At 71.4% G+C, this 23,715-nt stretch carries 23 protein-coding genes, 1 tRNA gene and 1 pseudogene; 14 read left to right on the top strand and 11 right to left on the bottom strand.

What is annotated here, in order from left to right; genetic code table 11:
• The first annotated feature begins 37 nt into the window (after window positions 1–37).
• Both B0I33_RS24365 and B0I33_RS24360 read left to right on the top strand, forming a co-directional pair.
• On the top strand, window positions 38–1,180 hold the full coding sequence (locus tag B0I33_RS24365; protein ID WP_106181217.1) for an epoxide hydrolase family protein: 1,143 nt from the start codon (window positions 38–40) through the stop codon (window positions 1,178–1,180).
• A 110-nt stretch (window positions 1,181–1,290) separates the two neighbouring features.
• A tRNA-Lys gene (locus B0I33_RS24360) sits at window positions 1,291–1,366 on the top strand.
• Between the two features lie 160 nt (window positions 1,367–1,526).
• Here B0I33_RS24360 and B0I33_RS24355 read toward each other — a convergent pair.
• Together B0I33_RS24355 and B0I33_RS24350 are read right to left on the bottom strand one after the other, a co-directional pair.
• Window positions 1,527–2,090 (bottom strand): hypothetical protein, encoded by a 564-nt coding sequence (locus B0I33_RS24355; RefSeq protein WP_106181216.1) that lies wholly within the window; start codon window positions 2,088–2,090, stop codon window positions 1,527–1,529.
• Window positions 2,087–2,527 (bottom strand): hypothetical protein, encoded by a 441-nt coding sequence (locus B0I33_RS24350; protein WP_146147554.1) that lies wholly within the window; start codon window positions 2,525–2,527, stop codon window positions 2,087–2,089. Before B0I33_RS24350 ends, B0I33_RS24355 begins: the two co-directional genes overlap by 4 nt.
• Before the next feature lie 301 nt (window positions 2,528–2,828).
• Between B0I33_RS24350 and B0I33_RS24345 the strand changes: the two genes are divergently transcribed.
• The 3 genes from B0I33_RS24345 to B0I33_RS24335 are packed head-to-tail and all read left to right on the top strand — an operon-like array spanning window position 2,829 to window position 4,247.
• Window positions 2,829–3,194 carry an ArsR/SmtB family transcription factor gene (locus tag B0I33_RS24345; protein ID WP_106181214.1) on the top strand — a complete coding sequence of 122 codons (366 nt, stop codon included), beginning with the start codon at window positions 2,829–2,831 and terminating at the stop codon, window positions 3,192–3,194.
• Window positions 3,191–3,679 (top strand): SRPBCC family protein, encoded by a 489-nt coding sequence (locus B0I33_RS24340; RefSeq protein WP_106181213.1) that lies wholly within the window; start codon window positions 3,191–3,193, stop codon window positions 3,677–3,679. The genes B0I33_RS24345 and B0I33_RS24340 overlap by 4 nt, the downstream gene beginning before the upstream one ends.
• Window position 3,680: 1 nt before the next feature.
• On the top strand, window positions 3,681–4,247 hold the full coding sequence (locus B0I33_RS24335; protein WP_106181212.1) for a TIGR03086 family metal-binding protein: 567 nt from the start codon (window positions 3,681–3,683) through the stop codon (window positions 4,245–4,247).
• Window positions 4,248–4,258: 11 nt separating this feature from the next.
• Here B0I33_RS24335 and B0I33_RS24330 read toward each other — a convergent pair whose 3' ends face one another.
• The 3 genes from B0I33_RS24330 to B0I33_RS24320 are packed head-to-tail and all read right to left on the bottom strand — an operon-like array spanning window position 4,259 to window position 5,690.
• Window positions 4,259–4,885, bottom strand: a complete 627-nt coding sequence (locus B0I33_RS24330; protein ID WP_106181211.1) for a dihydrofolate reductase family protein — start codon at window positions 4,883–4,885, stop codon at window positions 4,259–4,261.
• Window positions 4,882–5,352 (bottom strand): SRPBCC domain-containing protein, encoded by a 471-nt coding sequence (locus B0I33_RS24325; protein ID WP_106181210.1) that lies wholly within the window; start codon window positions 5,350–5,352, stop codon window positions 4,882–4,884. Before B0I33_RS24325 ends, B0I33_RS24330 begins: the two co-directional genes overlap by 4 nt.
• Complete coding sequence (locus B0I33_RS24320) at window positions 5,349–5,690, bottom strand: ArsR/SmtB family transcription factor (protein WP_106181209.1); 342 nt, start codon at window positions 5,688–5,690, stop codon at window positions 5,349–5,351. Before B0I33_RS24320 ends, B0I33_RS24325 begins: the two co-directional genes overlap by 4 nt.
• Window positions 5,691–5,838: 148 nt before the next feature.
• Between B0I33_RS24320 and B0I33_RS24315 the strand changes: the two genes are divergently transcribed.
• Entirely contained in the window at window positions 5,839–6,240 is a 402-nt protein-coding gene (locus B0I33_RS24315) for a hypothetical protein (RefSeq protein WP_106181208.1), read from the top strand.
• Between the two features lie 45 nt (window positions 6,241–6,285).
• On the opposite strand, the gene B0I33_RS24310 is transcribed toward B0I33_RS24315, so the two are convergent.
• On the bottom strand, window positions 6,286–8,988 hold the full coding sequence (locus tag B0I33_RS24310) for a helix-turn-helix transcriptional regulator (protein WP_106181207.1): 2,703 nt from the start codon (window positions 8,986–8,988) through the stop codon (window positions 6,286–6,288).
• 186 nt (window positions 8,989–9,174) lie between these two features.
• Here B0I33_RS24310 and B0I33_RS24305 point away from each other — a divergent pair, with 186 nt between their 5' ends.
• Window positions 9,175–10,107, top strand: a complete 933-nt coding sequence (locus B0I33_RS24305; protein ID WP_106181428.1) for an SDR family NAD(P)-dependent oxidoreductase — start codon at window positions 9,175–9,177, stop codon at window positions 10,105–10,107.
• 10 nt (window positions 10,108–10,117) lie between these two features.
• Here B0I33_RS24305 and mgtE read toward each other — a convergent pair whose 3' ends face one another.
• The 4 genes and pseudogenes from mgtE to B0I33_RS24290 form a co-directional block, all read right to left on the bottom strand.
• Window positions 10,118–11,449 (bottom strand): magnesium transporter, encoded by a 1,332-nt coding sequence (gene mgtE, locus B0I33_RS24300; RefSeq protein ID WP_106181206.1) that lies wholly within the window; start codon window positions 11,447–11,449, stop codon window positions 10,118–10,120.
• A gap of 101 nt (window positions 11,450–11,550) precedes the next feature.
• Complete coding sequence (locus tag B0I33_RS30955) at window positions 11,551–12,549, bottom strand: serine/threonine-protein kinase (protein WP_425440518.1); 999 nt, start codon at window positions 12,547–12,549, stop codon at window positions 11,551–11,553.
• A 16-nt stretch (window positions 12,550–12,565) separates the two neighbouring features.
• Window positions 12,566–13,087: pseudogene (locus tag B0I33_RS30950) on the bottom strand (serine/threonine-protein kinase); the annotation flags it as partial.
• A gap of 333 nt (window positions 13,088–13,420) precedes the next feature.
• Complete coding sequence (locus B0I33_RS24290; RefSeq protein WP_106181205.1) at window positions 13,421–14,125, bottom strand: antibiotic biosynthesis monooxygenase; 705 nt, start codon at window positions 14,123–14,125, stop codon at window positions 13,421–13,423.
• A gap of 124 nt (window positions 14,126–14,249) precedes the next feature.
• Here B0I33_RS24290 and B0I33_RS24285 point away from each other — a divergent pair, with 124 nt between their 5' ends.
• From B0I33_RS24285 to B0I33_RS24275, 3 genes are read left to right on the top strand one after another with little or no spacing between them, the layout of a single operon-like run.
• A complete protein-coding gene (locus tag B0I33_RS24285) occupies window positions 14,250–14,816 on the top strand; it encodes an NADPH-dependent FMN reductase (RefSeq protein WP_106181204.1) in 567 nt (188 codons plus the stop codon).
• A 46-nt stretch (window positions 14,817–14,862) separates the two neighbouring features.
• The gene (locus B0I33_RS24280) at window positions 14,863–17,595 is read left to right on the top strand and encodes a helix-turn-helix transcriptional regulator (protein ID WP_106181203.1); all 2,733 of its coding nucleotides are present in this window, start codon (window positions 14,863–14,865) and stop codon (window positions 17,593–17,595) included.
• 47 nt (window positions 17,596–17,642) lie between these two features.
• Window positions 17,643–18,725 carry a hypothetical protein gene (locus B0I33_RS24275; protein ID WP_106181202.1) on the top strand — a complete coding sequence of 361 codons (1,083 nt, stop codon included), beginning with the start codon at window positions 17,643–17,645 and terminating at the stop codon, window positions 18,723–18,725.
• Here the strand turns inward: B0I33_RS24275 and B0I33_RS24270 are convergent.
• Window positions 18,714–19,109: an SPW repeat domain-containing protein gene (locus tag B0I33_RS24270; RefSeq protein WP_181193437.1), complete on the bottom strand. Its 396-nt coding sequence runs from the start codon at window positions 19,107–19,109 to the stop codon at window positions 18,714–18,716. The genes B0I33_RS24275 and B0I33_RS24270 overlap by 12 nt on opposite strands.
• Before the next feature lie 367 nt (window positions 19,110–19,476).
• Between B0I33_RS24270 and B0I33_RS24265 the strand changes: the two genes are divergently transcribed.
• The 4 genes from B0I33_RS24265 to B0I33_RS24250 all read left to right on the top strand — a co-directional run bounded on the left by B0I33_RS24265 (window position 19,477) and on the right by B0I33_RS24250 (window position 23,709).
• Entirely contained in the window at window positions 19,477–20,394 is a 918-nt protein-coding gene (locus B0I33_RS24265) for a trypsin-like serine peptidase (protein ID WP_106181200.1), read from the top strand.
• 170 nt (window positions 20,395–20,564) lie between these two features.
• On the top strand, window positions 20,565–21,863 hold the full coding sequence (locus tag B0I33_RS24260; RefSeq protein WP_106181199.1) for an extracellular solute-binding protein: 1,299 nt from the start codon (window positions 20,565–20,567) through the stop codon (window positions 21,861–21,863).
• Window positions 21,860–22,864 (top strand): carbohydrate ABC transporter permease, encoded by a 1,005-nt coding sequence (locus tag B0I33_RS24255; RefSeq protein WP_106181198.1) that lies wholly within the window; start codon window positions 21,860–21,862, stop codon window positions 22,862–22,864. The genes B0I33_RS24260 and B0I33_RS24255 overlap by 4 nt, the downstream gene beginning before the upstream one ends.
• Window positions 22,861–23,709 carry a sugar ABC transporter permease gene (locus tag B0I33_RS24250; RefSeq protein WP_106181197.1) on the top strand — a complete coding sequence of 283 codons (849 nt, stop codon included), beginning with the start codon at window positions 22,861–22,863 and terminating at the stop codon, window positions 23,707–23,709. The genes B0I33_RS24255 and B0I33_RS24250 overlap by 4 nt, the downstream gene beginning before the upstream one ends.
• The last annotated feature ends 6 nt before the right edge of the window (window positions 23,710–23,715 follow it).

Below are 23,715 nucleotides of genomic sequence, written 5' to 3'. Positions count from 1 at the left end.
ACGGAAGGTGACCTGAATCGTCTCTAGCGTCGGTCGTATGGAGACGACGACGCAGGAGATCCTGCCCTTCCGCATCGACGTGCCGGGGCGCCAGCTCGACGACCTCAGGGCGAGGCTGGGCAACACTCGCTGGCCGAGCGACCTGCCGGGTGTCGGCTGGAGCCGCGGCGTGCCGGTGGACTACCTGCGGGACCTCGCCGAGTACTGGCGCACCGGCTACGACTGGCGGGCCCGGGAGCGGGAGCTCAACGAACATCCCCAGTTCCGCACCACGATCGACGGGCAGTGCGTGCACTTCCTGCACGTGCGTTCCGCCCGGCCGGACGCGTTGCCGCTGCTGTTGCTGCACGGCTGGCCCGGCGGCTTCACCGACTTCCTGGACGTGCTCGGGCCGTTGGCCGAGACGTTCCACCTCGTGGTCCCCTCGCTGCCCGGGTTCGGGTTCTCCACACCGCTGGCGGGACCCGGCATGGGACCGGCGAGGATGGCGCGGGTCCTCGACCTGCTGATGGACCGGCTGGGCTACGGCCGGTACGGCGTGCACGGCTACGACACGGGGGCCTGGGTGGCGCCGGAGATCGGCAAACTCGCCCCAGAACGTGTCGTCGGCGTGCACGTCAACGCGATGATCACCTTTCCGGTCGGGATCGACGGTGAGCTGGACGGTCTCACGGAAGTGGAGCAGCGGCGCTGGGAACGCATGCAGAACTTCAACGACGGCTACCTGCAGTGCAACTCGAAGCGGCCGCAGACGGTCGCGTACGGCCTGCACGACTCACCGGCCGGGCAGCTCGCGTGGATCGTGGAGAAGTTCAAGGAGCTCACCGTCCCGGAGGAGGCCCTGCCCGAGGACAGCATCGACCGGGACCGGATCCTCACCGACGTGTCGCTGTACTGGTTCACGGGCACGGCCGCGTCCTCGGCGCAGGTGTACTACGAGGCGATGTCCGCGGAGCCGGCGGACGCGTGGGCCGGGAGCGACTGGTCGGTGAGCCCGCGGAGCGCCGTGCCCACCGGTGTTCTGGTGTCCGCGCACGACGTGACGATCCGCCGGTGGGCCGAACGCGACCACGACATCGTGCGCTGGACCGAGCTCGGCGCGGGCGGGCACTTCCTCGCCATGGAGGCACCGGACCTGCTGGTCGAGGACGTCAGGGCCTTCTTCGGGCAGGTCGGCTGAGGAGCACCCGCGCCGCTGCGCCGGGCGGAAGGCACCCGTCGAACGGGGTGCGCCGGGCGCTGCGGCACCCCGGCGTACGGGGCGATCGCGCCCGCTAGACTGCTCCGCGAGGGCCGTTAGCTCAATTGGCAGAGCAGGAGACTTTTAATCTTCGGGTTCTGGGTTCGAGTCCCAGGCGGCCCACCAGATCATGTCTCTTGGCCTGCGGAAACGGCCCATCTGGTGATCTGGCTCCGGTAAGCACGGCCGAGCGCGGTTCGCTCCCCGTTCACCCGCCACTGGGGATCCTGGTGGTCGCAGCCGGGTTGGCCGATGGGCGCGTCCTGGCCAACCCGGCTGCTCGGTGTCATCTGATGAGCGGGGAGCCGGTCAGGCTCCAGTCGGATCCGCCCTTGCCGTCGTTGTCGATGTCGTAGCGAAGCCAACCGTCACTGGACCAGTCGTAGCCCGAGTTGTAGACGCCGGACACCGTGACGCTACAGCTGGTGTCGCCCGACCAGGACGCGTTCACCGTGCTGGTGACGGTGCAGGTCTTGCTCGCCACGGTGCTGTCGCTGGAACTGCCGTTGGGGCGGCGCTCCAGCCGGACGTTGATCTTGAAGTCGTCGAACTTGTGCCCGCTGCCGACCGCGGGCAGCGACGCCTCGCTCCAGCCGATCCTGATCGTCGCCGTCATCCTTCCGCTGCTGTAGCGGGTGATGCACGGGTCAGCGTTCATGTGGATATCGGTCTTGCCAGGCAGATCGAACTTCTTGGTGTTGCCCGTCCCGTTGTAGCACTTGGTGGTGGACTGCTCGGCGATGGCAACGGGCGAACCGGCCAGTGCGATCCCACCACACACGACTGCCACGGCGGCGGCCGCCGCCATGCCCTTGACCCGCTTGTTCACGATGCTCCCGATCCTCGTCACGCCCGGTCCTCCTGCCACCCACTGCAGGCGAAGCCCGGTCCGCCCGCCTCCGAAAGGCACGCCTTGATGCGCACGTAGCGCCCGTCGGGCACGGAGTAGTTCACGTCGACCTCGGTGCCCGCACCCTTGCCGTGATAGCGGCCGGACGACGGGCTGACCCAGTGCCATTTGAAGTCGTAGTATTGCTGCAGGTAGCCCTTCACACCGTGGCCGTCCTTGTGGATGTCCTTGATGATCAGGTGCTCGCCGAGGGCTTCGAAGGCGACTTCCCCGCTGCAGAAGCGTCCGTCGTAGCGAGTGGTACAGACATGAGTGTCGGCGCTCGCCGCGGGCGCGAACGCCAGCGCCGACGCGGCGGATACCAGCAGGGTGGCCGCCACTGTGGTGGCACGGCGCAGGAGAGGTATGTGGCCGGTTCGGCCGGATCTCGGAATCATGTTGTCACTCTGTCAGAAAGCCGACTCGGACACGGGCGGTTTGCCGAAGTTTCCCGATGCAGCATCTCGACGTGGTCCATACCAGTGTGAAGAACACCAGGTACATCACTCGGTGCGTGCCAGCTGATCGCGAAGCGTCCACGGTGCCCTCATCGGACAGTGGCCGGTCGATCGGACGGACGGCGATGTCGGTGTCCATATCCGCTCCGGCACGCACTACCACGTTTTCGCTCAACCAACGGGTTGACAACGATTCGGACGAGGCCTACAGTTCTATTCAACCGAGGAGTTGAGGAGGACGGTGGACGAGAACGCGGAGCGACTCAACCGGGTGTTCGCCGCCCTGGCCGACCCGACCCGGCGCGAGCTGGTGGCCCGGCTGGCCGACGCGGACGCGACCGTGGGCGAGCTGGCGGAGCCACACGACATGAGCCTGCAGGCGATCTCCAAGCACGTGAAGGTGCTGGAGGACGCCGGGCTGGTGACCCGCAGCAGGGATGCCCAGCGCCGCCCGGTCCACCTGGACGCGGAGGTGTTCGACCTGATGACCAAGTGGATCGAACGCTACCGCCGGCGGGCCGAGGAGCGGTACCAGCGCCTCGACGCCCTGCTGGACGACATGACCGACGACGAGAAGCCACAGCGAACCCGTAAGGACGCATCATGACCATGACGAAGCACGAGACCGCGATCGTGGCGGACCCGAAGCTCCCGACGATCGAGATCAGCCGCGAGTTCGACGCGGCCCCCGAACAGGTCTTCCGCGCCCACGTCGATCCCGAGCTCTACGCCCGGTGGGTCGGGCCGCGCTCGGTCACCACGAGGATCACCAGGTGGGATGCTCGCACCGGGGGCGCGTGGGCCTTCGCCAACGACCGGGACGGCGAGGAGATCGCCTCGTTCTTCGGCAGCTTCCACGAGGTGCGGCCGAACGAGCGGATCGTGTGGACCTTCACCTACGAGGGCCAGCCCGACGGGGTCGCGCTCGAGACGCTGACCTTCGAGGAGCTCGAGGGCGGGCGCACGCGGCTGACGACGCTGAGCGTGGTGCAGGACTTCGAGACCCGGGACGGCATGCTGTCCAGCGGCATGGACGTCGGGGTCAAGGAGGGCTACGCCAAGCTCGACGAGCTGCTCGCGCGGGAGGCCTGAGATGGCGCCGGCATCCCCGGGCCCGGCGAGGCAGCACGCCGACGACGCGGCCCGGTTCACCGCGCTCGTCGAGTCCGCCTCCGCCGCCGACTGGGCGCGGCCGAGTCCCGTCGCGGAGTGGACGGCGTTCGACATCGTGCGGCACCTGGTCGAATGGTCCCGCGGCTTCCTCAAGGGTGCCGGGATCGAGCTCCCGGCCCTGGATGTCGAGGCCGACCCGGCCGCGGCCTGGAAGCAGCACGTCACCGACATCCAGGCCGTCCTCGACGACCCGGCGGGCCGGGTGCTCAGCAACCCGAACACCGGCGAGATGCCCGTGGACGAGGCGATCGACCGGTTCTACACCGCCGATGTCTGGATGCACTCCTGGGACCTCGCCAAGGCGCTCGGCCGCGAGCCCGACCTCGGCCAGGAACGCTGCGCCACCGCACTCGAGGCCATGCGGCCGATCGAGCCGATGCTGCGCGACAGCGGGCAGTTCGGTACCGCCGTGCCCGTGACCGACGACGCCTCCCCGCAGGACAAGCTGATGGCCTTCCTCGGCCGCGACCCGGCCTGGCGGCCCTGAGGGCGGGCTCCCTACCGCACGTCCGTGACGCCCTGGTAGTCGCCGGTGCGAGCCGCGCCGGTGGCCCGGTACTCGAGCAGCAGGAGACCCCGTGCCGTGGTTTCGTGCCGGACGAGGCGCAGGCCGGTCGCCGGGCTCGGGTGGGTGAACAGCCGCCGCCCCGACCCGATCACCACGGGTGCCACGACGAGGCGGAGCGTGGCGACCAGGCCCGCGGACAGCAGGGTGCTGCCGAGCCGGGCGCTGCCGTGCACCTGGAGCTCGCGTCCCGGCCGGCCGGCGAGCTCGCGGACCGCCTGCGCGGGATCACCGCGAACCACGGTGGTCGGCCGCCAGCTCCCGGCCGGGAGCGTGTTCGACACGACGTACTTCGGCAGAGAGTTCATCCGGCCGGTGAACGGGTCGTCGGGGTCCGTGATCCGTGGCCAGTCGCGGGCGAACGCCTGGTACGTCCGGCGTCCGAGGAGCAGGCCGTCGGCGAGGTCGAGCCACTCGGACGCGCGCTGGACGAACACCTCGTCGAGGTGCGGCACGAACCAGCCACCGCGGCCGAAACCGTCGCTGGTGTCCTCGGTGCCCGAGCCGGGCCCCTGGCTCACGCCGTCCAGGGTGAGGAACTGCGTCAGGGTGATCTTCACCGGGCACGCTCCACGAACCGCGCGAGTTGGTCGGCGACCGTGCCCCAGCCGTCGGTGAAGCCCAGTTCGGCGTGGCGGTTCCTGGCGGCCGGGTCACCGTGGCGCACGACGATCCGGTAGTCGGTGCCGTCCGCGTGGTCGGACATCGTGATCTCGGCGGTCATCGCGACCGGATCGGGGTTCGCCGGGCGCCACCCGCTGTCCACGGTGTTGGTGAACACGAGGCGCTCGAACTCGTCCACCCGCAGGAAACACGCGTCGAGGTGCGGAACGAAGGCGGCGCCGTCCTCACTCATCCGTGTGACGAACGCGCCGCCAGGGCGGACCTCCAGCCGGTCGACGCGGCACACCGTCGGCGCGGGAAGCCACCACTGGGCGAGGCTGCCGGGGTCGGTCCAGGCGTCCCAGACGACCTTGCGGGGCGCGGCAATGACCCGTTCGATGCTGAGGTCGAGGTCGGGGTTCATGTCGGTTTCCTCTCCTGGGTGTCGGTGACGAACCGCTCGAGCCGGTCGGTGCGCCCCTCCCAGAGGCGCCGCTGCTGCGCCAGCCAGTCCTCGACGACCGCGAACCGCTCCCGGTTGAGCTCACAGGTGCGGACGCGGCCCGACTTGGCCGTGCGGATCAGGCCGTTCGACTCGAGCATCCGCACGTGCTTCATGAACGACGGAAGCGTCATCGTGGCCTCGCGAGCCAGGTCGCCGACACTCGCCGGTCCCCGGCCGAGCCGGTGGATCACGGCCCGCCTGGTCGGGTCGGCGAGGGCGAGGAAGACCCCGTCCAGCATCGCTGAATACTGTGCCACAAGGCTAAGTATCCAGCTCCACAACAGTTAGCGCAAGAGCTAAGTATTTGTGTCCTCCTCCGGCTGGTACCGGCACCGCGGGCGGGAGCCGATAATGGACGCGTCACGCGTCATGCGGGGGAGTCGACGGATCCTGGTGAGGTGTGCGATGGCGGAGAGGCAGGAGGCCGGGGACGAGTTCACGCAGCTGCGTTCGGTGCCGGTGGAGCACGTGCTCGCCGAGACACTGGCGGGGCTGCTCAACGTCGCACAGGCCAAGCTCGGCAGGCGCGACGCGCGGTTGCTGATCGATCTGGCCGCGATGGTCACCGAGCACAGCAGGGACTACGTCCCGGAGAAGCTGAGCGCGGAGCTGGACCGGGCGCTGAACACGTTGCGCCTCGGGCAGGTCAGCGCCGAGCGGGAGGCCACGGCCAAGGGCGGGGTGACCGAGCAGGGCGACCTGGACCGCATCCCGGAGCCACCCGCGAGCGGGGGCGTGGCACCGCCGGAGCGGTCACGGCCCGAACCGGCTCCGGAAACGTCGAAGCTGTGGGTGCCCGGCAGGTGAAGCCGACGCGGCGCGGGCGGGCCGCCTCCGGGCACGTCCGTGCCCTCACCCGCCGGTGAGTTCTTCCGGTTCCAGTGAGCGGAGCTGGGCCCGGTTCGCCACTCCGAGCTTGGGAAACGCCCGGTACAGATGATGTCCGACGGTGCGCGGGCTGAGGAAGAGCCGGGCACCGATCTCGCGGTTGGACAGGCCGCCCGCGGCGAGCCGGACGACCTGGAGTTCCCGGTGGGTCAGGGAGTCACCGCCGCTGGGGGCGACCGGTTCGGCACCGGTCGGGCGGAGCTGACCGGCCGCCGCATGGGCCCACACCCGGGCGCCGAGACCGCGGAAGATCTCGTGCGCCTGGCGCAGCAACGGCCGGGCGCGGGCGGGGCGGCGAACGCGGCGGAGCCATTCCCCGTGCAGCAGCGCGGTCCGGGCCTGCTCGAACGGATGGTCGGGCGCGGCGGTGGCCAAGGCGGTCGTGAACAGCTTGTCGGTGTCGTCGTCGTGCTCGGAAAGGAGGGCACGGCATCGAGCGAGGCGGCTGCGAGCCAACGGTGACGTGCTGGCGTTCGCCCAGGGCGCGAAGGTGTCCGCCGCCTGCCGGGCCCGGTTCCGTTGCCCGGCCCGCAGGTGCGCCTCGACGAGATCCGCTGTCGCCAGCCTGCCGAGGTAGCCGTGGGCCGTGGGTGCCGCCGGGTCGCGAAGCGCCGCCAGGTGCTCGACGGCGAGGTCGTGGTTTCCCCGCGCGAGTTCGAGCAGGCCGAGTGCCCAGCTCGCTCGTGCGGCGGCGAGCCGGTTGCCCAGGGGAATCGCCAGGTCGTGGCAGCGGCGGGCGTGGTCACGACAGTCGCCGCTCTCCCCGCGTGTCGCGGCCAGCATCGCCAGTACCGCGTGGAAGTCCGCCTGCCTCGACCGCTGACCGGTGTCGTGTGCCGAGCGGAGACCTTCGGCGGCCCGGGTGCCGGACTGCTCCCAGAAACCGAGCTCGAAGGCCAGCTCGGCGAGCCACAGTTCGGGCATGGTGACGATCGCGTGCATGCCGTTCGTGGTGAACTCGGCGACGGCTTCGAGCCCGAACTCGTAGGCCCGCCCGGGACGTGGCCCGAAGCTGCTGAGCACCAGGGGCCACAACCACTGGTGCACGTCGCTGGCCCGCAGGTGCTCCGGCGCGCGGTCCCGCAGCCGCCACGGGTCGCTGGTCTCGGCGTCGGCGGCCGCGTCGGTGAGTCCGGCGAGCAACCCGCCGTACTCGGCGAAACCGCCGTCGATCGCCACGATCCGGCGGGCGGCCGCCGCGAGCTCGCCGGGCAGATCGGCGTGGTGGGCCGCGGCCGCCGCCATGAACAGCAGGCCGACGGCCTCACCGGGTGCGGTCCCGGCCCGGCTCATCGCGGACCTCGTCAGCATGTCGTACGCGCTTCGCTGATCGCCATCACCGAGCGCGACGAGGCCGTTCAGCCGGTCGATCGCGGCGTTCACCTCCGGCTCGTTCCGGTGCGCGGCGCATTCGGCGGCAAGAGACCGGGCGAGGTCGGGCTGGCCGGACTTCCACGCGGCGTAGCCTGCCGCCGCCAGCCGCCGCGGCCGCCGCGGCCCGGTGGACAACCGGGCCGCCAGCCGCAGCACACTCGCCGCGCCGGCGAGACCGCCGCACCGCGCGACAGCGGCCGACCGTTCGTCCAGCCTGGCCGCGAGGTCCTCGTCGGGGCCCTCGGCCGACAGCGAGCGGTGCCAGAGCGCCCGTTCTGGTTCGCCAGACGTCTCGAGGGAATCGGCGAGGGTGCGGTGCGCCGCCCGGATCTCGGCCGCGTCCGCGTCGGCGCGGACCAGCGCACGCAGCAGCGGATGGCGGAACCGGACATGCCCTCCGGCACACCGCACGAGGGCGGCCTTCTCCGCGGGAACCAGCGCCGCGATGTCCAGACCGGCTCCGGCCAGGACGTCCGCCCGGCCCGTCCCGTCCAGGGCGAGCAGGAGCAGCAGCAGCCGTGTGTCGGCGGGCATCCGCCGAACTCGCGCGCCGAGCGTCCGATGCAGCCGGGAACCCGGCGCCACCACCGGGGTCGTGGAATCGTCCTCGGCGACCTCCGCCGGTGTCCTGGCCAGTTCCACCAGGGCGAGCGGATTTCCCCCGGCCGCGGCCAGCACGGTCTCCCGGTAACCGGCGCTTCCCGACGGCGCGTGCTCGTCGAACACCGCTCCGGCCGCGGTGGGCGGCAGCCCGGTCAGCGGCAGCGCGGGCAACCCGGCCAGGTACGGCCCCGCCTCACCGGAGACCGCGACGAGCACCAGGACCGGCTGGGTGGCGATCCGGCGGGCGGCGAAGGCGAGCGCCGCCGCCGAGACACGATCCCACCACTGCACGTCGTCGACCGTGACCAGCACCGGGTGCCGTGCCGCGGCCTGCCCGAGCAGCCGCGCCACGGCCGTGTAGAGCACGAGGTCGGTGCAGTCCGGGCCGCCGAGCCCCAGCGCGGCGGACACGGCGTGCCGCAGCGGCTCCGGCAGGCCGTCGACGTACTCGGTGCCGGAAAGGGGCCCGAGGAGCTGGTGCAGACCGGCGAACGCCAGCTCCGCTTCCGCCTCGACACCGGTGGCCGACAGCACGGTCAGCCCGTCGGCGCGGGCCTCGGCCGCACGCAGCAACGCGGTCTTGCCCATGCCGGGCTCTCCGCTGAGCACCAGCGCACCACCCTTGCCCCCGCGTACGGCGAGCAGAGACCGGTCGAGCACGTCCAGCTCGTGCTCCCGCCCGTGCAGCATTCGGCCGAACCTACCGGCCCGGCACTGAGGATGCCCTGAGAAGCGGCATGGCCCTGTGCGAACCCGTTCCGGGAAACGCGGCGAGCGCGAGAACCAGTCGAACTGACCGATACACGTCCGCCGGCGTTCCCGGCAGGCTGCTGGCGAGCCACTTCCCGGAACGTGATGAACAAGCAGGAGGAACTCATGGATCAGCGGCCAGCCACTCGCCCGATCGGGCGCCGCGCGATGCTGGGCGGCGCACTGGCGACCGGCGCGGCGGGACTCGCGGGTGCCCTCCCCGCCGAAGCCGCACCGCACGAGAGCAGGCGGAGACGTGGCCGGTTCGCGGGCAAGGTCGTGGCGATCACCGGAGCCACCTCCGGCATCGGCGCCGCCACCGCGAAGGCGTTCGCGGCGCAGGGGGCGAAGGTCGGCTTCTGCGGGCGGCGGCAGGAGCTCGGACGTGAGGTCGAGCGGCAGATCCGCGCCGCGGGCGGGGAAGCCACCTACCTCAGGGCCGACGTCCGGGTACCCGAGCAGGTTCAGTCGTTCGTGGACGGTGTCGCCCGGCGCTACGGCGGCCTGCACATCGCCTTCAACAATGCCGGTGTCACCGTGGACAGGCCGCCACACGAGATCACCGTCGAGCAGTGGGACGACGTGCAGCACACCAACGCGCGCGGCGTGTTCCTCGCGGTCAAGTACGAGGTGCCCCACCTGCTCAGCGCCGGGGGCGGGGTCATCATCTGCACCGCGTCCTCCGCGGCGGAACAGGCGAGACCGACCGGCGCCGCCTACACCGCCAGCAAGCGAGCGATCCAGGGAGTCGTGCAGGCCGGTGCGCTGGCGTACGGCACGCACGGCATCCGGATCAACGCGATCCTGCCCGGCACGACCGACACCGCGTTCGTCCGGCCGCCCGGCATCCCCGATCCCGACTGGGAGAGGTTCAAGGACGCATGGGGGCCGCTCAACGTCGACGGCATGGAACGGATGGCCATGCCCGAGGAGATCGCGTCCGCGGTGCTCGCCCTGGCGTCCGATGACTTCGGCTACCTGACCGGCGCCTCCGTTCCGGTGGACGGCGGAGCCACGGCGGGCCGCAGGATGACCATGCCACCCGGGTTCGGCGGGTGAGGTCGACGACTCACAGCGGCAGGACGGCGTGGGCGATGAGGAAGTAGATGACCAGGCCGGTCGCGTCGACCAGGGTGGTCACCAGCGGCGCGGAGATGACGGCGGGGTCGATGCCCAGGCGCTTGGCGAGCAGCGGCATGGTGGCTCCGATGGTGGCGGCCCAGCCGCAGATCAGCACGAGCGACAGCGCGACCGTCACGGCCACCGGGAAGTCGACGAGGATCGTGCCCATGACCAGGCCGACGGCACCGAGCATCGCGCCCAGCAGGAGGCCGACCCGGCTTTCCCGCCAGGCGACGTGGAACAGGTCACGGGTGCGGACCTCGCCGACGGCGAGGGCACGGACCGTGGCGGTGGCGGCCTGGGCTCCCGCGTTGCCGCCGGTGCCGACGAGCAGGGGGATGAACAGCGCGAGCGCGGTGACCTGTTCGAGGGTGGCCTCGAAGAACTGCAGGACGTTGACGGTCAGGGTGGCGGCGGCGATGAGCAGCAGCAGCCACAGCGCACGGGAGCGGGCGAGCTGGGCGACGCCCGCGGACATGTAGTGGCCGCTCCACGGGGTCGCGGCGGACTGGCGGGCGATGTCCTCGGTGTCGGCCGCCTCGATGACCTCGACGGCGTCGTCGATGGTGAGCAGGCCGAGGACACGGTCCTCGCTGTCGACCACCGGCAGGTCGAGCAGGTTCGCCTCCTGCATCAGCCGGGCGGCGCCCTCGGCCTGGTCGGTGGCCTGCACCCGCAGCGCGGTCGTGTCGACGAGTTCGGTGATCGGCCGGTCCGGCGAGCTGAGCACGAGATCGCGCAACGACAGGGTGCCCACGAAGCGGCGTTCGTCGTCGATGACCGGCAGGGTGTAGATCGTCTCGGCGTCCGCGCCGCGTTCCCGCACCACCCGCAGTGCCTCTCCGGCGGTCAGGTGCCTGCGGATGGCCACCGTCTCCGGGCTCATGTAACGGCCGACCGAGCCGTCGGGGTAACCGAGCAGCGCGGCGGTCATGGTGCGCTCGTGCGGGCTGAGCCCGCCCAGGACATGCCGGGCGAACTTGGCAGGCGCCTCCCCGAGCAGGCGGGCGCGGTCGTCGGGGTCCATGGCCTCGACGACGTCGCGGAACGCGTGGTCACGCAGCCCGGAGAGGATCTTGTGCTGGTCCGAGGGGTCCAGCTCCTCGAACACCTCCAGCGCGCGGTCCTTGTCGAGCAGTCGGAACAGCAGCACCCCGCGCAGCGGGTCGGCGCGGCCGATCTCGTCGGCGATCTCGTGCGGGGCGTGCTGAACGAGCCACTGCTGGAGGGCGGGGATGTCGTTGGTGTCCACGAGCTGGCGCAGGTCCTGCGCTGCCATCGTGCTCCCTTCCCGGCTGTGGGGCCTGTGCCTCCATCGTCAACCGGGAACGAGGGCAGCGCCATCGGATGCTGCCCGCACCACCGCGGCGGTGGGCCGGATCAGCCGTCACCGCCCCTGCCGCGCCCGCCGTTCTCGTCCTCTTTGTCCTTGCCCCTGCCCTCGTCCTTCTTCTCGTCGTCCTTCTTCTCGTCGTCCTTCTTCTCGTCGTCCTTCTTCTCGTCCTGGTCCCGCGGTGGCCGGTCCGGCGCGGCGGTGCGTTCGGAGTGCAGGAGGGTGTCGGAGACGATGAGCAGCCTGCCGCCCTCGACGGCCAGCCCGTGCTGGTGGAACTCCGTGACCTTCGCACCGTTGCGCAGGGTCAGCCGCACACCGACATGCACCAGGTCCTCGGCGGTCCGGCGGGGCGGCGACACGACGGCCAGCCGGGTCACCCTCGCCCAGTGCGATTCGTAGGCCTGCCTGCCCTCGGCACGCGGCGCGGGACCCAGCCGCGCCCAGGCCTCGCCCGTGCGTTCCGGCAGCAGCGCGTAGTAGCCGGCCACGGCCTTCTCCAGCTCGGCGGCCGACAATGCCCTGCTCGTCGTCGTGGTCGTCGACGGAGCAGGCTCCCGGGCGGCGCTCGAGTCGCCCCAGTCGAGCTGGGTCAGCAGCACCACCCCGGCCAGCAGCACGACGAGCAGCCCCGCACCGCCCGCCAGCAGCGGCCGGACACCGCGCGACCGCGGCGCCGGACCGGGCGCGGCGGTGACGGCACCGGGAGCGGGGCCGACCGGTACGGCGTCGAGCCGCGTGCCCATCGGACCGACCGCGGTGACCGCGGTGAGCGGCTGGGTCGGCCATCCGCCCGCCGCCTCGGCGAGCGCCTCCGGAACCGGGTTGCCCGTCGCGACCGCCTGCGCCGCTTCGCGGACCTGGTTCGCCGTGAGCCGCTCCCCCGGCTCGGCCCGCAGCATGCCCATCAGCACCGGTTCGAACGATCCCGCCCGGCGCGGCGGGGCGAGCGTGCCCGCGGCCACCCGGTGCAACAGGGCGAGCGAGTTGTCCTCGTCCTCGCCGAACGGCGGGCGCGCCCTCGACCGCCGCGTACAGCGTGGCACCGAGGGAGAAGACGTCGGAGGCAGGCGTCGGCGAAGCACCCCGCGCGGTCTCCGGCGCCAGGTAGGCGGGGGTGCCCGCGATGAGTCCCGCTCGGGTGACGGACACGTCGTCGGCGGCGTGCGAGATGCCGAAATCGACGATCTTCGCCACGCCGTCCTCGGTGATCAGGATGTTGCCCGGCTTGATGTCCCGGTGCACGATTCCCGCCGCGTGCGCCGCGGCGAGCGCACCCGCCACCTGCGCGCCGATGTTCGCCACGACCTCCGGGGCGAGCGGCCCCTGTTCGGCCAGCAGGTCGGCGAGGCTCCGTGCGGGCAGGTACTCCATGACGAGCACCGGCAAGCCCTGGTCGGTGAACACGTCGTGCACCGCGACCGCGTTCGGGTGTTGCAGCCGCGCGGCGATCCGGCCCTCCCGCAGCGCACGCTGCCGCGCCTCCTCGGCCCGCCGCGGATCGAGCCCCGGCTGGAGGAGCAGCCGCTTGATGGCGACCGGACGGCGCAGCAGCTCGTCGTCGGCCTGCCACACCACCCCCATCGCGCCGCTGCCGAGCCGGTGCCGCAGCCGGTACCGGCCGCCGAGGAGGTCGCCCGTATCGCTCACCCGGTCAGGTTATGGGGTGACACGGGCGCACCAGAACGGCGCGTTCGCGTCACGGCGAACGCGCCGCCTTTCGTGCGCCCCGCGGGGTCAGCCCGCTAGCACTTTCCGCAGCAACCGCACCCGGGACCCGAGCAGGAACCGCAGCAACCGCATCCACCCATGGGAATCACCGACCTTTCGTGCACACGGCAGCCATTTCCGAAAACCAACGCTAGGGACGGCGCCGGGGCCGCGACACCACTGACCGAGTGATACATGGCGATCTCACTATGTGATGTCGGCAGGTCGGCGGGCCCGGTGGTAGCGGTACCGCGTGACCCTGCTCCGGAGGAGCCCCGGATAGTTCTGGACCCGGTGCCACCGGCTGCCGCCCGAGCCCACGCCGTCGCCCGGCGCCGCGAGCGCGTCGATGTGCGCCTGCTCGCTCTCCCACTCCGCGAAGTTCAGCACCCTGGTGCCGTCGGTGCTCACGTGGAAGTGTCCCGAGATGCCCCCGGACGGCGGGTGGGGATCGGTCTCCAGCGCCTCGAACACCGCGTCGATCCAGGCTCGCTGCCGCGCCGGGTCCGGACCGTCGAACTCCACCTCGACGAGCACCACGCATCCCGGCACGCGACCTTCGTCCCGAGTGGACATACTCCGGTACAGTTCGTACTCCACCAGCTGCCTGCGGTCGATCTCCGGCACCGCGGCCAGGATCCCGTCCACCCTGCCCGGGGGATCCGTCCGCCGGAACGCGGTTACGGCGTCCCGTCCGGTCCACTGTGAATAGTGGGCGACGCTCGTCCCGTCCGTACTCAGCAGCACCGTGTGGGACAGCAGGCCCTCCGGCCACGGCGCGCCGTCCCACGCCGTCATCGCCGCGTCGGCTGCCCTGCGTTGCGCCTCGGCGGACCCGACGTGCCATTCACTGGCCCAGACCAGGCCGACGTCGGGACGGGTCAGGTCCGGCATGATCGTTGTCTCGTCCATGGCGGTGACGCTAGGAACCCGGCACGGGGGACCGCATCGGTCAGCTGACCGGCGTTCCCGGCACCGGCAACGCCAGTCACCTGACCGATGCCGCGGGGGCGCGGCCGTTCGTAGCGTACGGGCCATGTCGAACACACCACTCCAGCTCGCGATCATCATGGGCAGCACCCGCAAGGAAAGGTTCTGCCCGGTGCCCGCGACGTGGTTCGCCGGAGAGGCGGCCAAGTACGAGGGCATCGCCGTGGACCTCATCGACCTCACCGACTTCGAGCTGCCGGACACGCTCGACCACTCGGTCGACGTGGCGGCGCTCGGCCCGAGGCTCGCGGCGGCGGACGCGTTCGTCGTCGTGACCCCCGAGTACAACCACAGCTACCCGGCCGCGTTGAAGACGGCGATCGACCACTTTCACCGCGAATGGCAGGCCAAGCCGGTCGGCTTCGTCTCCTACGGCGGGATGGCGGGCGGCCTGCGCGCCGTGGAGCACCTCCGGCACGTCTTCGCCGAGCTGCACGCGACCACCGTGCGGGACACGCTGAGCTTCGCCCAGTTCTGGGACCGCTTCGACGACGATGGCGTGCCGAAGGACGCGGAGCAGGCGAACGCCGCGGCCCGCGCGATGCTGGACCAGCTCGTGTGGTGGGGAACCGCGCTGCGGGAGGCGCGGACCGCCCGGCCCTACGCCGCCTGAGCGCCGAGCTTGACCTCCACCATACTCGAGGTAACAGGCTGTCGGCATGACGCTGACCGCCTACCGCACCTCCACCCTGCACGGGCGCGCGGACGCGCTGGCCGCCGTCGGGCACCTGCTCGACGGCGCCCGCGCGGGTCGCAGCGGCAGCCTCGTCGTCCGGGGTGAGACCGGGGTCGGCAAGTCCGCCCTCCTCGACCACGTCGCCGGGTCCGCCGCCGACCTGCGGGTCCTGCGGGGCACGGGGATCGAGGCCGAGCGGGAGCTGCCGTTCGCCGGACTGCACCTGCTGCTGCGCGAGGTCACCGACCGCATCGACGACCTGGCCCCGGCTCAGGCGCAGCCGCTGCGGTGCGCCCTCGGCGCCGGGACCGGCCGGACGGGGGACCGGTTCGACGTCGGCCTCGCCGTGCTGAACCTGCTCGCCGACCTCGCCGAAGAGCGGCCGCTGCTGTGTCTCGTGGACGACGCGCACTGGCTCGACCCGGCATCCGCCGACGTGCTGCTGTTCGCCGCGAGGCGGCTGCAGGCCGAGGGAGTCGCCATCGTGTTCGCGGCCCGCGACCTGCACGCCCCGCCGTTCCCCGCGCCCGGCGTTCCCGAGTTCCGGCTGCGGCCGCTCCCGCCCGATGCCGCCGCGGAACTGCTCACCGAGCACGCCGCCGACCTGCCCCGCCACGTGCGCGAGCGGATCGCCGACGAGGCCGAGGGCAACCCGCTGGCGCTGCTGGAGCTCGCCGACGCCTACCGCGAGGGCAGGCTGACCACGTGGCCGTTCCGGGTCACCGGGCTGCCCGCGCACAGCCGCATCCTGCACACCTACGCGGGCCGGATCGCCGCCCTGCCGGAGCGGACCCGGCTGATGCTGCTGGTCACGGCCGCCGACGGCACGTGCGACACCCGCACCGTGCTGGCGGCTGGCGAGTTGCTCGGCGCCTCGGTCGACGACCTTCGGGTGGCCGAGGACGCCCAGCTGCTCATGTTCACCGACAACTGCATCGGCTTCCGGCACCCGCTGATCCGCTCCGCCGTCTACGAGAACGCGGCGCTGCCACAGCGGCTCGCCGTGCACGGCGCCCTCGCGCGGGTGCTCGCGGACCGCGCCGACGCCGACCGGCGCGCGTGGCACCTCGCGGCCGCCACCGTCGGACCGGACGAGGAGGCGGCCACCGCACTGGAGCTCAGTGCCGAACACGCCAGGGTGCGCGGCGGGCATGCCGCGGTGGCCGCCGCGTACGAACGGGCCGCCCGCCTCAGCCCCGACCCGTCCGCGCGGAGCAGGCGGCTCACCGAGGCGGCCCGCGCGGCCCTCGACGCGGGCCAGCTCGACCGGGCCGCCGACCTGGCCAGGGAGGCGACCACCCTGCTCACCGACCCGGCTCTGTACGCGCGAGCCGCGCTCGTGCACGCCGCGGTCGCCACCGAGCGCGGCGGGCCGCTCGACGCGCATCGCGTCCTCACCGCGGCCGCGGGCCAGGCGGCCGACCTGGCCCCGGACCTCGCGGCCAAACTGCTGTTCTGGGCGGTCGACGCGGCGTGGTCGGCCGGTGCCGTCGGGGTCGCCGAGCACACCGCCGGGCAGGCCGAGGCACTCGGTGTCGACGTCGGCGGGCACGTGCGGCTGCTGGCCGAGGCCATGGCCGCACTGCACCGGTTCGCGCCGGAAGGTCCCTCGGCGCTGCGCCGGCTCGTCGACCGGGCGGGGGAGCTGTTCGCCGGGTGCTGCGGCCAGCCCCTCGAACTGCACGGCCGGGTCAACGTGGCGAGGTGGTACCTGCTGCTCGGCGACGACCTGGCCGCGCACCAGACCGCGCTCGCCGTCGAGGAACAGGCGTGCATGCAGGGGGCCAACGGCCTGCTGCCGCACGTTTCCGCGCTGCTCGCCCGGACCCGGCTGTACGCGGGCCACCCGCACGAGGCGCGCGAAGGGGCCACGGAGGGGTTGCGCGTCGCCCGCGAGACCGGTCAGCGGCACAGCGCGGCGGAGCTCACCGGGGTGCTGGCCGAGATCGCGGCGATCGCGGGCGACGAGCGGCGGGTGAGCGAGCTGCTGCCCGCGGCGCCGCCACCCACCGCCCAGATCGTGCACAGCCTGCTCGACCTGGGCCTCGGCCGCTACGAGGTGGCGGTGGACCGGCTGGCCGCGCTCGTCGAGAGCCGCGACCGGCTCGCCGCACTGGCCGCCCTGCCCGACCTGGTGGAGGCCGCGGCCAGGGCGGGAACGCCCGACCGGGCGCGTGCGGCGGCGGACTGGTTCACGACGTGGGCGGAGGCGGGCGGGCAGCGGTGGGCTCGTGCGGTCGCCCTGCGCTGCCGGGCGCTCCTCGACGACACCGAGCCAGAACGGCTGTTCGCGGCGGCCGTCGCGCTGCACCGCGAGGACGGCGGGCGGCCCTTCGACCGGGCGCGCACCGAGCTGTTGTACGGGGAGTGGTTGCGCCGGGCCCGCCGCCGGAGCGAGGCGCGGCCCCTGCTCCGCTCGGCGCTGGCCATCTTCGAACGGGCCGGGGCCCGGCCCTGGGCCGAGCGCGCCAGGACCGAGTTGCGCGCCACGGGGGAGAGCGTGCGGGCGCCCGGCGGTGCGGATGACCTGCTCGACCGGCTCACCCCGCAGGAGGCGCAGGTCGTCCGGCTTGCGGCGCTCGGGTTGACCAACCGGGAGATCGGCGCGCGGCTCTACCTCAGCCCGCGCACGGTCGGCCACCACCTCTACAAGGCGTATCCGAAGCTGGGCATCGCCTCCCGGGGTGAACTCGGCACACTCGACCTGCCGAGGTGACGGCCTGGGTGGACGGCCGCCGAGCCGGGCGTGCCAGACTGCCCGGCGTGGAGTACCAACTCACGGCCGAGCTCACCACGCCCCCGGACGCCCCCGACCTGGACCCGCTCCAGCAGGTCGGGGTGGTCTCGCTGCTCGACACCAGGCTGAGCGGCCTGGTCAGCATCGAGGGCCCCGACGGCATGGAGATCACGCCGATCGAGCACACCCTGAACGCCCACCTCGGCGGCGTGATCGTCAACTGGCTGCTGGATGCTCCCGCACTCGTGTTCGCCGAGGACGCCACGCGCACCGTGCTCGAACAGCTGCTCGAGGAGACCGAGCTGCTGGTGGGCTGGGAGGTCAAGCACTGCGCCGTCACGGCGACCGACGACCAGCTGGCCAGCGCGCTGGCGGTCGGTGAGGAGCACGACGAGGTCGAGGTGTTCGACTTCAGCGGCCCTTCCGAGGAGGAGCGGGCCCTGCGCAGGACGCGGCTGCTCGACGCGAGCAGGCACCTGCGCGCGTTCGGGCCGGAGGCGTTCGGCGCCGGCGACGGTGACATCTCCGAGGAGGACGCCCGGTACGTCGCCGGCGCGCTCATGCACGGCATCGAGATGCTCACCGACGAGCTGTTCGGCGACATCCAGACGCTGGAGGACGAGGACACGACGGCCGACCAGGTGGACGCCCTGTGGGTGCTCGACGAGCTACCGCAGCGGTTCGCCGACACCTACACGGCGCTGTTCGCCAAACAGTTCCTCGTCGCGACCGCCATCCTCGGGCACCGGCTGACCCTCACGGAGTGGACTCCGCCGCTGTGCACCGCCGAGGCGCTCGCCCTGCACATCGCCAAGTCGCGGGCCGAGATCGAACTGGACCTCGCGGACGTGCTCGGGGACGACAAACTCGCGCAGATCTTCGCGGTATTCGACGGATACGCGTTCGAAAACCACGACCACGAACTGCTGTACGAATACGGCGACATTTCCGACGATTCTCCCGCGTCCATGGACTCGGCGGAATGGACGGAATCGGCGGAAGGCTGGTTCCGGCCGCATTCCCACCTGGTCGACGCGGAAACGCTGCACCCGTACCTCACCGACGAGAACGGGGACGGTGGGGCGCCGTCAGCACCCTCAGGGCCGTGACGCCACGGCGGTGCGGTGCCGCTCGGCGGACCGCTGCCGGTAGGTGGCCGTGGCGCTGATCGTGCCGAGCACCAGGAGCGCGGCTCCCACGACGAGGTCGTTGGCCATCGCGAGGCCGGGATGCCGTGCGGCCGAGTAGTCCAGCACGAACGTGGCGACCATGAGCCACGCCCCCAGCGCGGCGTTCACCAGGCTCAACCAGGGCAGATCACGGGGAGCCACCATGCGGGCGAACGCGAGCATGCCCGCGACGACGGCGACCGTCACGTCGTTGGTGTCCACCGCCGCGGAGAGGGTCGGGAAGCCGTAGTGCAGCGCGAAGGGCGCGAACACGAGCCACACCGAACACAGGAACAGCAGTGAGCTCGGCAGCCCGGGAGTCATTCGTCCGTCCGTTTCGGGACCGGTCCAGAAATGACGTGCGAAATCCATGACTCCATTCTGGCACCGGACCACCCGGCCGTCCGCGATCAATACGTTTTCCTAACGCCAGGAAATTGTCCCGATGTGCCGGAAAAGCGAACTCTGCCGGTTTTGTGGCCTCCTCGCCCGTGACGGTCCGTGCCGGGCGCTCCACCCCCGCCTTTCGTAGTGGCCCCCGCGGGTGATCCACAAGGCCCGGGACGGTTGGTCATTAACCGATCATGAAGAAGATTTCAAGTCTCCCGTACGCCGGGTTGGCCGAATAGCGTCCGCCGCTATCACCGTCAACCCTGCTCGGTGATTTTCACACCATCGGGAGAGATCAAATATGAAGCGACCTCTCATTCGACCGCTGCTCGCGGGACTCGCGCTGATCGGCGGGTCCGCGGCCGTCGTCACCGCCGCTCCCGCCGCGGCCGCACCCGGTGCGGACGTGGTGCACGGGGCCGACGTGATCCGCCACCAGGCGGCGACGACAGCGAGCGAGCACGCGCGGATCACCGCGTACTGGACCGAGGGCCGCATGGAACGGGCACTGCCTGCCGACGTCCGGTTCGCGGGCGAGGGCAAGAAGGCGACGGCGGCGAAGAAGGCGAGGGTGGCCGCCGAACCGGAGACCCCGCAGCCGGAACTGGGCAAGGTCTTCTTCACGCTCGGCGGGCAGGACTACGTCTGCTCCGGCACCGCGACGAACAGCGGCAACGCCGACGTGGTCACGACCGCGGGGCACTGCCTGAACGAGGGCCCCGGAGCGTTCGCGACCAACTTCGCGTTCGTCCCCGCCTACGACAACGGGTCCCGCCCATACGGCACCTGGACGGCCGAGCAGCTGTTCACCACGTCCCAGTGGGCCAACTCGGGCGACTTCAACTACGACGCCGGGTTCGCCGTGATGAACGAGGACTCGAGCGGCCGCAGCCTCACCGACGTCGTGGGCTCCTACCCGATCGCGTTCAACCTCGCGCGCGGGCTGACCTACACGGCGTACGGCTACCCGGCCGCCCGGCCGTTCGACGGCGAGTCCCTGTACTCCTGCACCGGCACGGTGCGGCAGGACCCGAACGGCTCCGACACCCAGGGCTTGAGCTGTGACATGACCGGCGGCTCCTCCGGTGGTGGCTGGATCACCGGCGGCAGGCTGAACTCCGTGAACAGCTTCAAGTACACGTTCGACTCCTCGACCATGTACGGGCCGTACTTCGGCTCCACCATCCAGTCCGTCTACAACCAGGCGGCGAACGCCTGACCCACCCGCAGTGAAGGCCACCTTCCCAGCGTTCAACGCAGGGAAGGTGGCCTTCACTGTGTGCGCGCGGCGTCGTGGCAACCAGGCTTGAAAGTTTCTGCAAGTACTTGCAAGTCTTGCGAGACACCGGCTACGGTTCCGGCACCCCGCCGGTCTCAACGAGGAGAGCCATGAAACGACGCAGCACCATCGCGGCCCTCGCCGCGACCACCGCACTGGCGGTGTCCGCGTGCGGGAGCGAAGGCGGCGCCCAGGACACCGCGGCCCAGCAGGCTGCCCAGGACCCGCGGTCGGTGTCCGGCACCGTCACCTTCTGGGACACCTCCGACGCGACGAACGAGGCGCCCGCCTTCGCCGACCGCATCGCCGAGTTCGAGAAGAAGTACCCGGACATCGATGTCGAGTACGTCAACGTGCCCTTCGACGGCGCCGACGACAAGTTCAAGACCGCCGCGCAGGCGGGCGACGGCGCGCCCGACGTGATGCGCGCCGACGTCGGCTGGACGCCCACCTTCGCCGCGCTCGGCTACCTGCAGCCGCTCGACGGGACCCCGGCACTCGACGGCGCCGACGACTACCTCGACGTATCGATGCGGAGCACCCGGTACGAGGGAGCGACCTACGGCGTTCCCTCGGTGACCGACACGCTCGCGCTGCTCTACAACAAGGAGCACTTCGCGAAGGCCGGCATCGCCGAGCCGCCGTCGACCTGGGCCGGGCTGGAGGACGCCGCGCGCAGGCTCGAACGCACCGTGCCGGGCACCACCGGCGTGTTCCTCAACGCCGACTCCTACTTCCTGCTGCCCTTCGTGTACGGCGAGGGCGGCGACTACGTGGACATCGACGGCGAGCGCATCACGATCGACAGCCCGGAGGTGGCGAACGCGATCGAGACCGTCCAGCGGCTGACCGCCGACGGCGTCGGGGCCACGGACACCAGCGCGAACAAGTACACGAACATGCAGAACGGCTTCAAGAACGGCACGATCAGCATGGTCGTGAACGGGCCGTGGGCAGTAGCCGACTACCTGTCCGGCAAGGCGTTCGCCGATCCGGAGAACCTCGGCGTGGCCCCGGTTCCCGCGGGACCGGAGGGCCAGGGCGGCCCGGTCGGCGGGCACAACCTCGTCGTGTACGCGGGTTCGCCGGACCTCGCCGCGTCGTACCTGTTCATCGAGTTCCTCAACTCCGTGGACAGCCAGGCCCACGTGGCGGCCGAGAACAACACGCTGCCGACCCGGCGGTCCGTCTACGAGCGGCCGGAGATCACGGACAACCGGCTCATCGCGGCGTTCCGGAAACCGCTCGAGGGCGCGGTGCCCCGGCCGGCCGCGCCCGGCGCGGGCGACCTCTACGACCTGTTCACCCCCTTCTACGAGAAGATCATGGGCGGACAGGTGTCCATCGAGGACGGCCTGCGAGAGGCGCAGCGGAAGGCCAAGGGCGCCGTTCCCGGCTTCGAGTCATGACCACGCTCGCCACGGGTCCCCGCTCCGGGGCGGCACCGGCACCGGTGCCGCCCCGGCGGCGGGTGCCGCTGTCCGGACTGCGCAGGCTGCGTCGGCACTGGTACGCGTGGGCGATGGTGGCGCCGGTGGTCGTGGTGCTCGGCGTGCTCGTGCTGTACCCGCTCGCCCGTGGCGTGTTCCTGTCACTGACCAACGCCACCGAGATGAACGTCGGCCGCACCATCGGCAGCAACGAGATCCCGCCCAGCTACGACTTCGTCGGGCTGGACAACTACCTCGACGTGCTCTCCGGTGCCGAAGGTGCCTTCTACTCGCGACTGCTGTGGACTCTGGAGTGGACGGTCATCTGCGTGACCCTGCACTACACGATCGGCCTCGGGCTCGCGCTGCTGCTCAACCGGGCGCTGAGCATGCGCGGGCTGTACCGGATGTTGCTGATCCTGCCGTGGGCGGTGCCGCCGTTCGTGGCCGCGTTCGGCTGGCGGCTCATCCTCAACGACGAGGGCGGCGTGCTCAACGCCGTGTCGCGCTCGCTGGGGATGGGCACGGTGAACTGGCTCGGTGAGCCGTTCGCGGCCAAGATCTCGGTGATCATGGTCAACGTGTGGCTCGGCGTGCCGTTCATGATGGTGGCCCTGCTCGGTGGCCTGCAGACGGTGCCGAGGGAGCTGTACGAGGCCGCCGAGGTGGACGGTGCGACGCCGTGGCAGCGGTTCCGCGCGGTCACGCTGCCCGGGCTGCGGCCGGTGTCCGGCACGGTGATCCTGCTCGGCACGATCTGGACGTTCAACCAGTTCCCCGTGATCGCACTGCTCACCGGCGGCGGGCCGGGCGGCGCGACCAACATCCTGGTCACCGAGGCGTACGAACGGGCCTTCCAGGGAATCCGCGACTACGCGGGCGCGGCGACGTACGGCGCGATCATCGCGTCGATGCTGGTGGTGTTCGCGTCTGTCTACCGGCGGTGGCTGGCGCGGCAGACGAGTGAGGTGCTGGGATGAGACACCCGCGCGACCGATCCCGGAGCCGCCGCCCGCTGTCGTCCGCCGCGCTGCACACCACGCTGGTCGGCGCGAGTGTGCTCGCCGTGTTCCCGGTGGCGTGGGTGCTGCTCACGTCGCTGAAGACGGACCGGGACAACTGGGCGAGGCCGGACACGCTCGGCACGCTCGGGCTCGGCAACTACCGCCAGGTCCTGGCCGAGACCCAGTTCACCACGTGGTTCGCGAACTCGCTGATCGTGGCCGTGGGCACCACCGTGGTCGGCGTGCTCATCGCGGCCACCGCGGGCTACGCGGCGTCCCGCATGCGATTCCCGGGGCAGCGGCCGCTGATGTGGATGTTCCTCGTCACACAGATGTTCCCGGCCGCCGTGCTGATCGTCCCGCTCTACAACGTGCTGTCCGACCTCGGCCTGCTCAACTCCTACGGCGGGCTGATCCTCGCCCAGTGCACGGTCGCCGTGCCGTACTGCGGCTGGATGCTCAAGGGCTACTTCGACACCATCCCGGTGTCGATCGACGAGGCGGGGCGCATCGACGGGCTGTCCCCGTTCGGCACGTTCTGGCGGCTGATCGTGCCGCTCGCCAAGCCCGGCATCGCGGTGACCGTCTTCTACTCGTTCATCACGGCGTGGGGCGAGGTCGCCTTCGCGAGCGTGTTCATGCAGAGCGAGGACCGCTACCCGCTCCCGGTCGGCATGGGCACGTTCGTCAGCGACTTCACCGCGGAATGGGGGCTGCTGACGGCGAGCTCCGTCCTCGTCATGATCCCCGCCGCGGCGGTCTTCTTCCTCGTCCAGCGCCATCTCATCGCCGGCCTGACGGCCGGTGGGGTCAAGAGCTGAAAGGGT

The organism is Prauserella shujinwangii (genome assembly GCF_003001955.1).
Lineage (GTDB): Bacteria > Actinomycetota > Actinomycetes > Mycobacteriales > Pseudonocardiaceae > Qaidamihabitans > Qaidamihabitans shujinwangii.
This window is presented reverse-complemented; position numbering and strand designations above follow the sequence as displayed.

What these genes read in the sequence shown, in the direction of transcription:
- B0I33_RS24250 (WP_106181197.1), top strand. Translation starts at nt 22,861, where the DNA reads ATGAGACACCCGCGCGACCGATCCCGGAGCCGCCGCCCGCTGTCGTCC.
- B0I33_RS24335 (WP_106181212.1), top strand. Translation starts at nt 3,681, where the DNA reads ATGGCGCCGGCATCCCCGGGCCCGGCGAGGCAGCACGCCGACGACGCG.
- B0I33_RS24290 (WP_106181205.1), bottom strand. Translation starts at nt 14,125, where the DNA reads ATGGACGAGACAACGATCATGCCGGACCTGACCCGTCCCGACGTCGGC.
- B0I33_RS24270 (WP_181193437.1), bottom strand. Translation starts at nt 19,109, where the DNA reads ATGACTCCCGGGCTGCCGAGCTCACTGCTGTTCCTGTGTTCGGTGTGG.
- B0I33_RS24280 (WP_106181203.1), top strand. Translation starts at nt 14,863, where the DNA reads ATGACGCTGACCGCCTACCGCACCTCCACCCTGCACGGGCGCGCGGAC.
- B0I33_RS24310 (WP_106181207.1), bottom strand. Translation starts at nt 8,988, where the DNA reads ATGCTGCACGGGCGGGAGCACGAGCTGGACGTGCTCGACCGGTCTCTG.
- B0I33_RS24315 (WP_106181208.1), top strand. Translation starts at nt 5,839, where the DNA reads ATGGCGGAGAGGCAGGAGGCCGGGGACGAGTTCACGCAGCTGCGTTCG.
- B0I33_RS24340 (WP_106181213.1), top strand. Translation starts at nt 3,191, where the DNA reads ATGACCATGACGAAGCACGAGACCGCGATCGTGGCGGACCCGAAGCTC.
- B0I33_RS24325 (WP_106181210.1), bottom strand. Translation starts at nt 5,352, where the DNA reads ATGAACCCCGACCTCGACCTCAGCATCGAACGGGTCATTGCCGCGCCC.
- B0I33_RS24265 (WP_106181200.1), top strand. Translation starts at nt 19,477, where the DNA reads ATGAAGCGACCTCTCATTCGACCGCTGCTCGCGGGACTCGCGCTGATC.
- B0I33_RS24305 (WP_106181428.1), top strand. Translation starts at nt 9,175, where the DNA reads ATGGATCAGCGGCCAGCCACTCGCCCGATCGGGCGCCGCGCGATGCTG.
- B0I33_RS24285 (WP_106181204.1), top strand. Translation starts at nt 14,250, where the DNA reads ATGTCGAACACACCACTCCAGCTCGCGATCATCATGGGCAGCACCCGC.
- B0I33_RS24260 (WP_106181199.1), top strand. Translation starts at nt 20,565, where the DNA reads ATGAAACGACGCAGCACCATCGCGGCCCTCGCCGCGACCACCGCACTG.
- B0I33_RS24365 (WP_106181217.1), top strand. Translation starts at nt 38, where the DNA reads ATGGAGACGACGACGCAGGAGATCCTGCCCTTCCGCATCGACGTGCCG.
- B0I33_RS24350 (WP_146147554.1), bottom strand. Translation starts at nt 2,527, where the DNA reads ATGATTCCGAGATCCGGCCGAACCGGCCACATACCTCTCCTGCGCCGT.
- B0I33_RS24255 (WP_106181198.1), top strand. Translation starts at nt 21,860, where the DNA reads ATGACCACGCTCGCCACGGGTCCCCGCTCCGGGGCGGCACCGGCACCG.
- mgtE (WP_106181206.1), bottom strand. Translation starts at nt 11,449, where the DNA reads ATGGCAGCGCAGGACCTGCGCCAGCTCGTGGACACCAACGACATCCCC.